The organism is Mesobacillus subterraneus, assembly GCF_023715485.1.
Taxonomy (GTDB): domain Bacteria; phylum Bacillota; class Bacilli; order Bacillales; family Cytobacillaceae; genus Mesobacillus; species Mesobacillus subterraneus_B.
In genome coordinates this window covers 371,754-383,452 of the sequence record NZ_JAMBOF010000002.1, presented here as the reverse complement: position 1 = coordinate 383,452, position 11,699 = coordinate 371,754, and the positions used below count along the sequence as shown (strand labels likewise).

The 11,699-nt window shown below is 36.6% G+C and carries 10 protein-coding genes; all 10 read left to right on the top strand.

The features are described 5' to 3' along the window. Position 1 precedes the first annotated feature (1 nt). The 10 genes from M3204_RS04395 (at position 2) to M3204_RS04350 (ending at position 11,391) form a co-directional block, all read left to right on the top strand. Positions 2-946 carry a glycosyltransferase family 2 protein gene (locus M3204_RS04395; RefSeq protein WP_251478922.1) on the top strand — a complete coding sequence of 315 codons (945 nt, stop codon included), beginning with the start codon at positions 2-4 and terminating at the stop codon, positions 944-946. Positions 947-1,169: 223 nt separating this feature from the next. Beyond that, the gene (locus tag M3204_RS04390) at positions 1,170-2,384 is read left to right on the top strand and encodes a glycosyltransferase (RefSeq protein WP_251478920.1); all 1,215 of its coding nucleotides are present in this window, start codon (positions 1,170-1,172) and stop codon (positions 2,382-2,384) included. Between the two features lie 9 nt (positions 2,385-2,393). Then, positions 2,394-3,155, top strand: a complete 762-nt coding sequence (locus M3204_RS04385; protein ID WP_251479076.1) for a WecB/TagA/CpsF family glycosyltransferase — start codon at positions 2,394-2,396, stop codon at positions 3,153-3,155. A 60-nt stretch (positions 3,156-3,215) separates the two neighbouring features. Continuing rightward, a complete protein-coding gene (locus tag M3204_RS04380) occupies positions 3,216-4,595 on the top strand; it encodes a sugar phosphate nucleotidyltransferase (RefSeq protein ID WP_251478918.1) in 1,380 nt (459 codons plus the stop codon). A 38-nt stretch (positions 4,596-4,633) separates the two neighbouring features. Continuing rightward, positions 4,634-5,512: a glucose-1-phosphate thymidylyltransferase RfbA gene (rfbA, locus tag M3204_RS04375; RefSeq protein WP_251479074.1), complete on the top strand. Its 879-nt coding sequence runs from the start codon at positions 4,634-4,636 to the stop codon at positions 5,510-5,512. Between the two features lie 19 nt (positions 5,513-5,531). Then, the gene (rfbC, locus tag M3204_RS04370) at positions 5,532-6,098 is read left to right on the top strand and encodes a dTDP-4-dehydrorhamnose 3,5-epimerase (RefSeq protein ID WP_251478916.1); all 567 of its coding nucleotides are present in this window, start codon (positions 5,532-5,534) and stop codon (positions 6,096-6,098) included. Then, positions 6,098-6,952, top strand: a complete 855-nt coding sequence (gene rfbD, locus M3204_RS04365; RefSeq protein WP_251478914.1) for a dTDP-4-dehydrorhamnose reductase — start codon at positions 6,098-6,100, stop codon at positions 6,950-6,952. The genes rfbC and rfbD overlap by 1 nt, the downstream gene beginning before the upstream one ends. A gap of 3 nt (positions 6,953-6,955) precedes the next feature. Beyond that, complete coding sequence (rfbB, locus tag M3204_RS04360) at positions 6,956-7,969, top strand: dTDP-glucose 4,6-dehydratase (protein WP_251478911.1); 1,014 nt, start codon at positions 6,956-6,958, stop codon at positions 7,967-7,969. Positions 7,970-8,315: 346 nt separating this feature from the next. Continuing rightward, positions 8,316-9,911 carry an acyl CoA:acetate/3-ketoacid CoA transferase gene (locus M3204_RS04355; RefSeq protein ID WP_251478909.1) on the top strand — a complete coding sequence of 532 codons (1,596 nt, stop codon included), beginning with the start codon at positions 8,316-8,318 and terminating at the stop codon, positions 9,909-9,911. Positions 9,912-9,948: 37 nt separating this feature from the next. After that, positions 9,949-11,391, top strand: a complete 1,443-nt coding sequence (locus M3204_RS04350) for a GntP family permease (protein WP_251478907.1) — start codon at positions 9,949-9,951, stop codon at positions 11,389-11,391. The last annotated feature ends 308 nt before the right edge of the window (positions 11,392-11,699 follow it).

Sequence of the window (11,699 nt, the reverse complement as noted above, 5' to 3'; positions counted from 1 at the left end):
AATGATTACAACAAATGATAAAGTAGCAATCGTAATACTTAATTGGAATAGTTATGATGATACCATTGAATGTTTAAATTCATTAGTAGATTTGGATTATTCTTTTTTTGAGGTTTTCCTGGTTGATAATGGTTCAAAGGATAACTCGCTTGTAAGGATAGAAAATGAATATAGACGTGGAAAATTCCCTTATATTATTAATATCCTAAAAAGTGATCAAAATTTAGGATTTGCTGGTGGAAATAATATTGGTATTCAAAAGGCATATCAAGAAAATTATAATTATTTTTGGTTACTTAATAATGATACTACTGTTGACCCTAACGCTCTTAATGAGCTGATTAAGGAAATAAAAAGTGATAGTAAAGTTGGTATAGTCGGATCTAAAATATACTACTATGGAACTGACATTATTTGGTTTGCAGGTGGGCTGGTAAATAAATATACAGGAAAGACATCCCATATTGGTTTTAAAGAAAAAGATAAGTTTCAATATAATAACACCAAGGAAGTTGACTATATTTCAGGGTGTAGTTTACTTTTTAAAAAGGAATTAATTGAAACAGCAGGATATATGAGTGAGGATTATTTTCTTTATTATGAAGAAACTGATTGGAATCTAAGAGCTCAAAAGTGCGATTGGAAAATTAAATATGTCCCAGGCTCAATCATTTATCATAAAGTATCTGTTTCTTCAGGAGGAGAGAATAACCTTGCTCCTTATGTGGATTATTACTACTTAAGAAATTGTTATATTATGATAAAAAGAAATAAATCTTCTCTTTCACAAATAATATCTTTAATCCTACTATTCTTTCGGTTTTTCAAAAAGATGGCAAAGATATATATTTTTAATCTTGATAGAAAAAAAGAGAGGATTAAATATTTAGTTAAGGGTATTAAAGACGGACTTTTAAATAAGATGGGGAAACATCCAACATTCTAATTAATTCTTTATAGATGAATATAATAAAAGAACTATATATACATTTATTGTAATGTCATTAATGACAGTAGAAAGGAACACACAGGATAGCTGTGTGTTTTTTATATTGATAATAGTATAGAAGGTTAATGGTAATATAAGGAATCTAAAAAACTTCAACAATTAAATTGTAGCCTTTAAAAATTTTCAGAGGTAAAGGATATACAATCGAGGTGTAGACTTTATGGCAAAAATATTGGTTTTAACTACATTACTACCATATCCACTTGATAATGGTGGGAAAATAAAAACATATAATTCAATAAAAGCTTTATCCAAGAACTATGAAATTGACTTGATTTGCTTTAGTAATGATAAAATCAATGAACAGCATGTAAAGAAGGTACAGGAGATAACAAGTAGTTTAGAAGTAATACCTAAAACAGTAATAAGAGGTGCATCTACAAAAATCTTTTTAAAAGATTATATAAAAAGCCTATTTAGTAAAACCCCTTATAGTATTCATAAATTTTATGATAAAAGGTTTGTTGAAGTCTTAAAAAAGAAATTGCAAGAACAAAATTATGAATTTATATATTTCGACCATCTTCCGATGATGGTCTATTACAAGTTTATAAGGAATCATAAGGTTATATTGGATCAGCATAATGTGGAAAGTCTAATTTTCAAACGAATTGTAATGAATGATGGGAATTTGTTTAAAAAAGCTGCAGGATTTATTGAATTTGTTAAACTGCAGAGATTTGAAAAAGGTGCATTAAACAAAGCTAACCATGTAATTTGCTTAAGCAATGATGATAAAAATGTCTTTGTAAAGCAGTTGAAAACTCCAGAAAATAAATTAACTATTTTACCTATACACCTAAGTGTAGAAAAACAATTTAAATTTAAGCCTATAACAAATGGAGAGTTAAATATACTTTTTTTAGGGTCAATGTCTTGGTATCCAAATCAGCATGGAATTAAGTGGTTTATGGAAAATGTTTGGGGCGAAATTAACGAAAATTGTAAGATTTATATTGTAGGAAGTAATCCTCCTGCATTAATAAAGAACTACCATAACAATAAAAACGTGTTTGTCACAGGGTACGTAGATGATGTTAATGATTATATTGAAATATGTGATATTAGTATTGTCCCTTTATTTGTAGGTAGTGGGCAACGTGTAAAGATTATTGAATCCTTTGGTAAATTGATTCCTGTTATTTCTACATCTATAGGTGCAGAGGGCATAAAGCATAAAAATAATAAAGATATCTTAATTGCAGATCATAAGGAAGAATTCATTAAAGAAATTAATAAATTAATGAAGTATCCCGAAAAGTTGGGTGAACTATCAGAAAATGCATTTATAAACTTTAAAGAGAATTATTCAGCCGAGTTTTTACCTGATAAGTTAAAGATAATAATAAATAAAATAATAGAAAGGAATGGTTAGTACTTGGAAGTGCGTAGATTATTTGGAGTGAACTTTGATAACCTTACAATGCAAGAAGCTATCAACTTGATAGAAAAACAAATAGATTTTAATAAAAACAAAAATGGTAAATCGGTTTTAGTTACTCCAAATGTTGATCATTTAGTCAATTTATCCAAAAATACTGATTTTTATTCAAAGTACCAAAAGGCTTCTATTACATTAGTCGATGGAGCACCTATATATTTTGCCTCAAAAATATTAAGAAAGCCTTTAAAAGAGAAAGTTTCTGGAGCTGATTTAGTTCCTGAGGTTTTAAAACTGGCTGAAAAAAGAACATTTAAGGTGTTTATATTTGGATCAAAGGATGGAGTACCTGAATTAGCAATTAAAAAGCTTCAAAATGAAAATAACTATACATTTAAAATTGGGTATTATTCGCCCCCGTTTGGATTTGATAGGGACTTAAATGCAATAGAGTTAGGAGTAAAGAAAATTAATGAGTTCTCACCAGATATTTTATTAGTATCTTTAGGTTCTCCGAAGGGAGAATTATTTATCTTTGATAATTTATATCGGCTCAATGTTCCTATTTCAATGCAAGTAGGTGCTGCCATCGATTTTTTAGCTGGAACTATAAAAAGGGCTCCTCTTTGGATGCAAAAATTTGGGCTTGAATGGTTTTATCGATTTTTACAAGAACCTAAAAGAATGTTTAGAAGGTATTTTATAAATGATGCCTATTTTCTTACTCTTTTATTAAAAGAGCTACTAAAAAAGGATGACAAATAATTCTCCATGTTCTGCAAACAAGATGTCATGTGGAAAGTTTAACAAAGAGGTGAAGATATTATGAAATTGGTATTATTATCAGGAGGTTCAGGGAAGCGCCTTTGGCCTCTATCAAATGATGCTCGGTCAAAACAATTCCTAAAAATTCTAGAAAACCAAAAAGGTATTTTAAATTCAATGGTACAACGTGTTTGGGGGCAATTAGGTGAAACTGGATTATCTAACTCAACAGTGATTGCTACTAGTAAATCTCAAGTGGATATAATACAAAACCAGCTTAATAATCAGGCAGATTTAATTATCGAGCCTAGTCGTCGTGATACATTCCCTGCTATTGCTCTAGCTGCTAGTTATTTATATAGTATAAAATCAGCGGATTTAAATGAAGTAGTAGCGATATTACCAGTTGATCCTTATGTGGAAAACGAATTCTTTCAAAGGGTTAAAGACCTTGAACAGGTGATAAAAGAGGGTGAGGCAGACATTGCCCTAATAGGAGTAACACCTACTTATCCTTCTTCGAAATATGGCTATATAGTTCCCGAAAGTAATTTTGACAAAAAGGGTGATTATCTGCCTGTTAAAAAATTCACCGAGAAACCTTCTGAGGAGGAGGCTGAAAATCTTATTGAAAATGGATCACTGTGGAATTGTGGAGTTTTTTCTTTTAAACTAAAATTCATCATTAACTATTTAGAAAAAAAGGGTTTTCCTATCCAGTACGATGAATTGTTAAAAAAATATGATGAACTTCCAAAAATAAGTTTCGACTATGAAGTTGTTGAAAAGACTGAAAAAATATGTGTTTTACCTTACAACGGGTATTGGAAAGATTTAGGCACCTGGAACACTCTGACAGAAGAAATGGCTACTAGCCAAATTGGTAAAGGTATAATAAGTAAAGATAGCAAAGATGCTCATCTAATAAATGAATTAGATATACCAGTTACTGTTCTGGGTCTTTCTAATATTGTGGTTGCTGCGAGTCCTGATGGAATTTTAGTTAGTAATAAGGATGCTAGTCCACGTATTAAGGAATTAGTAGGAGACTTTGATAATCGTCCCATGTATGAGGAAAGGCGTTGGGGATGGTATCGAGTTTTGGACCATACAAAGTTTGAAGATGGAAATGAAATACTAACCAAACGTATTGGAATTAATGCTGGGAAGAATTTAAGTTATCAATTTCATCAAAAGCGTCGGGAAGTATGGACAATTGTAAAAGGCGAAGGTGTTTTTGCATTAAATGGCCGCTTACGTGTTGTACGAGCAGGTGATGTACTGCAGGTTGATATTCGCGATCATCATGCTCTGAAGGCCTTCACGGAGTTGGAATTTATTGAAGTACAAAGTGGAACGGAACTAATCGAGGAAGATATCGTAAGAGTTTTTCTGGATTGGAATAAGATTGAGGAACACTGTTATAGCATAAAAAACTAACCGTTGGGACTCCCAAAGGTTTTTAGGAGTGTAATATGATGAAAGGAATTATTTTAGCTGGAGGTAGTGGAACACGTCTTTATCCTTTAACCATGGTTACGAGTAAGCAGTTATTGCCAATTTATGATAAGCCAATGATTTATTATCCATTGTCAACACTGATGTTAGCAGGGATTAAAGAAATATTAATCATCTCTACCCCTGAAGATACTTCGAGGTTTGAAAACTTACTTGGGGATGGTTCGCAATTTGGAATTTCTCTTCAATATAAAGTACAACCAAGGCCTGACGGTTTAGCCCAGGCATTTATTTTAGGCTCGGAATTTATTGGAGAAGAGTCAGTAGCAATGGTTCTAGGTGATAATATTTACTATGGTAGTGGTTTGCGCAAGCTTTTGCAAAATGCTGCTGATAAAAAGCATGGTGCAACGGTATTTGGTTATCACGTGCCTGATCCTGAACGTTTTGGTGTAGTTGAGTTTGATGAAGATGGAAAAGTACTAAGTGTTGTGGAAAAGCCTAAAGTGCCTAAATCTAATTATGCTATTACAGGGCTTTATTTTTATGATAAACGTGTTGTAGAAATCGCAAAGAATGTAAAGCCCTCAGCACGTGGCGAGTTAGAAATTACATCTATTAATGAAGCTTATCTAAATATGGGTGAATTGGAAGTGTGTTTATTAGGACGAGGTTATACCTGGTTGGATACGGGGACTCATCAAAGTTTAGTAGATGCAACTAATTTTGTACGAACAGTAGAAGAGCACCAAGGAATTAAAATTGCTGCTCCTGAAGAAATCGCCTACATCAATGGTTGGATTAATAAAGATCAATTGTGGGAGTGCGGTGAAAAGTTAAATAAGACTAGTTACGGACAATATTTGATGAAGGTAGCTAACGGCGATATAAGATATTAATTTAGAAGGTGTTTAATAAGTGAAGTTTATACAAACAGAAATAAAAGATGTGATTATTATAGAGCCTTCAATTTATGGAGATAATCGAGGGTGGTTCATGGAAACCTTTAGTCAGACGTGGTTAAAAGAACTCGGTTTTGATATTAGTTTTGCCCAGGATAACCATTCATTTTCTGCAACAAAAGGAACACTAAGGGGTTTACACTATCAATTAAATCCCAAGGCACAGACCAAGCTGGTTCGTTGTACAAAAGGAACAATTTTTGATGTAGCCGTAGATATCCGAAAAGGAAGCCCAACATACGGTAAGTGGGTTGGAGTTGAATTAAGTGCTGATAATAAAAAGCAATTGCTTGTTCCGAAAGGCTTTGCACATGGATTTATGACACTGACTGAAGATGTTGAGGTTCAGTACAAAGTTGACGAGTTATATGCTCCAGATTGTGACAGAGGGATTCTGTGGAATGATCTCACTATCGCTATAGAATGGCCGATGGATATTCAACCTGTACTTTCAGCCAAAGATGAAAATGCTCCTCTTTTAAAGAATGCTGAAAGTAACTTTATCTATGAGGATCAGAAATAATGAGGATATTGGTAACAGGGTATAATGGCCAGCTAGGATATGATGTTGTAAGAGAAGGCAAGAGACATGGTTTAGAGATGGTCGGCACAACTAGTTCAGATTTAGACATTACCGATGAACAAGCGGTTAAGAATTATGTGGGAATTTTAAAGCCAGATGCCATTATTCACTGTGCTGCCTATACAGCTGTTGATAAGGCTGAAGATGATCAGGAAACCTGCTGGAATGTAAATGTTAATGGGACAAGATACTTGGCGACTGCTGCTCATCAGCTAGATGCTAAGTTTATCTATATCAGTACGGATTATGTCTTCGATGGTCAGGATGACATTCCTTTTAAAGAGACAGATAGCCCAAATCCAATTGGCTATTATGGACAAACTAAATTTGAAGGCGAAAACATTGTTAAGCAACTTTTAGATAAGTGGTTCATTGTACGGATATCGTGGGTTTTTGGCATCAATGGCAATAACTTTATCAAAACGATGCTCCGTTTGGCTGAATCACGTAATCAGTTGAATGTTGTGAGCGATCAATATGGCTCGCCAACATATACAGCTGACCTCGCAAAGCTGCTAATTCAAATGGCTAAAACTGATAAGTATGGTATATATCATGCATCCAATGAAGGATTCTGTAACTGGGCCGAGTTTGCTAGAGAAATTTTTAAACAAGCTGGTAAGAGTATAGAAGTTAAAGGTATATCAACAGAGGACTATCCCACTCGTGCGGAGAGACCAAAGAATTCAAGGATGTCGAAGCAGAACCTTTTAGATGCTGGTTTTGAACCTTTATCAGATTGGCATGATGCAGTAGCACGTTATTTAAAGGAACTAGCAGAAGAGGTGAAATAGGTGATGAAGAAAGTTCTTGTAACCGGAGGAGCAGGTTTTATTGGAGGAAACTTTGTTCAGTACATGGTGAACAAATATCCAGAATATCAAATTTATAATCTTGATTTATTGACTTATGCTGCTGATTTAACAAAACACAAGAATATTGAAGAAAAAGAAAATTACCACTTTGAGAAGGCTGATATTGCCGATAGAGAAGTAATGATGAGACTATTTGATAAAGAGAAATTTGATTTTGTAGCACACTTTGCTGCAGAGAGTCACGTTGATCGCTCCATTACAGAACCAGGAATCTTTGTTCAAACAAATGTACTAGGGACACAGGTTCTATTGGACGCGGCAAAGGAATACAAGGTTTCAAAGTTTGTTCATGTATCTACAGACGAAGTATACGGTGAGCTGGACTTTGACCCTACAACTTTCTTTACTGAAGAGACGCCACTCCAACCAAACAGCCCATATAGTGCTAGTAAGGCTTCATCGGACTTATTGGTGAGAGCGTACCATGAAACTTTCGGTATGCCGATGAATATTACCCGTTGTTCAAACAACTATGGACCATATCACTTCCCAGAAAAATTAATACCATTAACTATTTCTCGTGTGTTAAACAATGAAAAAGTACCTGTATATGGTGATGGAAAGAATATAAGAGACTGGTTACATGTACTGGACCACTGTTCAGCTATTGATTTAGTCATGCATGAGGGAGTAAATGGAGAAGTATATAATGTTGGTGGTCATAACGAGCGTACTAATTTAGAAGTTGTTCAAACAATTATAAAGACTCTGGATAAATCTGAGGATTTAATTGAGTTTGTAACCGATCGTTTAGGTCATGATAAGCGTTATGCAATTGATCCAACTAAATTAGAACAATTAGGCTGGAAACCTACTTATACATTTGAAACGGGTATTGCTCAAACTATTAATTGGTACTTGGAAAACCAATGGTGGTGGGAACAAATTATAAGTGGTGAATATCAACAATATTTTAATAAACAGTATAAATTATAGTATGGCAGTTCTTATAACTCTGTAACTACTTAACGATTATATGTAAAGGCCCCTTACAATCTATGATAGTTTGTAAGGGGCCTTTTTAAAATATTTTAATTAAAGAAGGTATCTTCTGTATTATTTTTCCCTAAAAAGATTTTTAACGGTTTAATACAGTCGTTACCCACTAGAAACATTTGTGAAGGCCATCAGCATTAGTTTTAATATCCAAAACTTCTTAAGAGATTATTAAATCTCTTATTGATTGTTGAGTTAGACTCTTTCATAGACCGCTTTTACTAAAGGTGAGGGGCATTATAACCATATAAAACATAATTAGAGTACAGCAAAAGAGGTGTTTAAAGTGTCTTCTGTAAAATTCATTTCATCAAGACAAGCAGCAAGCCTGATCACTGACAATGCGGTTGTTGGTCTGGGTGGATTTATCGGGGTTGGTGTTGCAGAAGAAATTTATATAGAGGTCGAAAATAGATTCCTTGAAAGCCAGTCTCCAAGAAATTTAACACTGCTATATGCTGCAGGAAACGGGGATGGAGTGGACCGCGGCATGAATCATTATGCCCACGAAGGACTCGTAAAAAGAATCATCGGCGGGCATATGGGGCTTGCACCAAAGTTCCAGCCGTTGGTGGTCAATGACAAAATTGAAGCCTATAATCTTCCGCAGGGTGTCATTTCGCAGATGTTCCGTGACGGGGCTGCTGGCAAGCCGCGCACGATTACCCATGTCGGCCTTGGAACGTTTGTCGATCCTGAAATTGATGGCGGTAAGCTGAATGAAGCGACTAAAGAGGAGATTGTCGAAAAAGTCAGATTCGATGGCAAGCCTTACCTTGCCTATAAAACACAGAAACTTGATTTTGCTCTGCTGAAAGGTTCAGTTGCGGATGAAAACGGTAACATCAGCTTCGAAAAGGAACCACTTACACTGGAAATCCTATCTATTGCCATGAATGCGCGTAACAGCGGAGGCAAAGTGATTGTACAGGTAGAAAAAATCGTCAAAAACGGTTCGATCGATCCCAAGCTGGTCGCTATTCCGGGAATTTTGGTAGATTACGTGGTTGTCGTTGAAAACTCGGCAAACCATATGCAAACATTCGGCACACAGCATAATGAGGATTTTTACCGTGGCGATGTCATTCACAAGCAATCAGATCAAACTTATCCGCTAAACGAACGCAAGGTTATTGCTCGCCGTGGAGCAATGTTATTGAACGAAGATATAAAAGTATTAAACTATGGAATCGGAGTGCCAGAAATTATCGCAAAAGTCCTTCAGGAAGAAGGCGTGAATGAACAGTTCACGCCAACATTAGAACCTGGTGCAATTGGCGGTTCCGCAGCAGGCGGACTGGATTCCGGCTGCTCAATTGGACCGCAGGCAATCATTGACCAGCCATATATGTTTGATTTTTACGATGGCGGTGGCATTGATGCAGCATTCCTGGGTCTGGCTCAATGTGATGCCAAAGGAAATATTAACGTTTCGAAGTTCGGTCCTAAAATTGCCGGATGCGGAGGATTCATCAATATTACCCAAAATGCGAGCCAAATTGCATTTTGTGGTACCTTTACTGCCGGCGGATTAAAGGTGCAGGCAGCTAACGGAAAGCTTGAAATTCTCCAGGAGGGAAAAGCAAAAAAATTCGTTGAAGACGTTGAACAGATTACTTTCAGCGGCGATGTGGCCAGAGAAAACAAGAAAAAGGTTATTTATATAACTGAACGTGCAGTATTTGAACTGTGGCCTGAAGGATTGACTCTTACAGAAATCGCTCCTGGTGTGAACCTTGAAAAGGATATATTGTCCCAAATGAATTTCAGGCCTTTGATTTCCAAAGACTTAAGGTTAATGGATAGCCGGATTTTCATGAATGAACCGATGGGCTTGAAGAATGAAAAGCCTACACACTTAAGAAATATTGCAGCAATCTAATAAATCATAACTTGTGTTTTAGAGAGGACTTCCTAATATGGAGCTATTCATTATACTTTTAGCGCTTGGATTATTGATGTTCACGGCATATAAAGGGTATTCAGTAATCCTTTTTGCACCAATCGCTGCATTACTAGCCGTGCTGCTGACTGACCCAAGCCATGTGCTTCCTTTTTTCAGCAACATCTTCATGGAGAAAATGGTCGGTTTCATTAAGAACTACTTCCCTGTTTTCTTGCTTGGTGCGATCTTCGGTAAGGTAGTCGAAATGTCAGGTATTGCTGAATTAATCGCCAAATCGATCATTAAATTGGTCGGCGGCACCCGCGCAATCCTTGCAATCGTGCTGATGGGCGCAATTTTAACATACAGCGGTGTGAGCCTGTTCGTAGTCGTATTTGCCATCTATCCTTTTGCAAAAAACTTATTCAGGCAGGCGAACATCCCTAAGAGGCTTATTCCGGGAACAATCGCACTTGGAGCGTTCACATTTACGATGGACGCACTTCCAGGAACACCACAGATCCAGAACGTTATCCCAACCAGCTTTTTTGGGACAGATATTTACGCTGCCCCTGTACTCGGTATCATTGGTGCGATTCTAGTCTTCGTATTAGGTATGCTTTACCTTGAAACACTTCGAAAGAAAGCTGCCAGGCGCGGCGAAGGATTCTACGGATTTGATAACGCTGAATCCGCTGCAGCTGCTGAGGCTGATGCGCTCGTGGAAGGCATCAACAGCATTGATATGACTGCTAAAACTAGCACATTAAGAGCAGTAATGGCTTTCGTGCCATTGGTGCTTGTAGGAGTCGCCAACAAGTTCTTCACGGTGAATCTGCCAAAATGGTATCAGAATGGCTTCGATTTTTCCAAAATCGGCCTCGATTCATACGGTACAGTTCAAATATCCGGAGTAGTCGGAATCTGGTCCGTTGAACTGGCGCTGATCCTTGGTATTCTGGCTACACTTCTATATGACTGGAAGAAGGTTACAGGCGGCTTCAAAATTGGCGTCAACACAGCAATCGGCGGTGCATTGCTTGCATCGATGAACACCGGAGCAGAATACGGGTTCGGCGGGGTCATCTCTTCTCTTCCAGGCTTCTCCGTTGTAAGCAAAGGAATCTCCAGCACATTCACTGACCCGCTTGTAAACGGAGCTGTCACAACCACTACGCTTGCCGGTGTAACCGGATCGGCTTCAGGCGGAATGGGAATCGCCCTCAGCGCAATGGCTGATACGTATATGAAAGCAATCACTGAGTTCAATATTCCGCCAGAGGTAATGCACCGCGTCATCTCGATGGCATCCGGCGGTATGGATACACTTCCACACAACGGAGCGGTTATTACGTTGCTTGCTGTTACGGGACTGACTCATAAGCAGTCTTATAAAGATATTTTTGTCATTACCATTATTAAAACATTGGCTGTATTCATCATTATTGCAGTTTACAAGGTTACAGGTCTTATTTAACTGTAATTATAGTAAATTTATAAATCTGATGATGAAGTTACTTATGAGGGAACCATGCGCAATGGAAATGAAGTGGGCGATGGTATACTCGATAGCCATCGATCCGGATGCTGATTTGTTGGGGTCGCTTGTAGGGGAATGTGTAGTACTGACTGGCAATCTGATGATGCTTTAATGATTGGATTTTTACTGTGTCAAAAGAAAGAAAAAAGGATAGTATCAGAAATAGTATAGTGACTGATTGACACATGAGATTGGTAGGCAATTGCAGATTTAAGATGTTATGCTAAGAGTCAATTGAACTGCTA

Coding starts and splice junctions, on each gene's coding strand:
- M3204_RS04395 (WP_251478922.1), top strand. CDS start 2: ATGATTACAACAAATGATAAAGTAGCAATCGTAATACTTAATTGGAAT.
- M3204_RS04390 (WP_251478920.1), top strand. CDS start 1,170: ATGGCAAAAATATTGGTTTTAACTACATTACTACCATATCCACTTGAT.
- M3204_RS04380 (WP_251478918.1), top strand. CDS start 3,216: ATGAAATTGGTATTATTATCAGGAGGTTCAGGGAAGCGCCTTTGGCCT.
- rfbA (WP_251479074.1), top strand. CDS start 4,634: ATGAAAGGAATTATTTTAGCTGGAGGTAGTGGAACACGTCTTTATCCT.
- rfbD (WP_251478914.1), top strand. CDS start 6,098: ATGAGGATATTGGTAACAGGGTATAATGGCCAGCTAGGATATGATGTT.
- rfbB (WP_251478911.1), top strand. CDS start 6,956: ATGAAGAAAGTTCTTGTAACCGGAGGAGCAGGTTTTATTGGAGGAAAC.
- M3204_RS04350 (WP_251478907.1), top strand. CDS start 9,949: ATGGAGCTATTCATTATACTTTTAGCGCTTGGATTATTGATGTTCACG.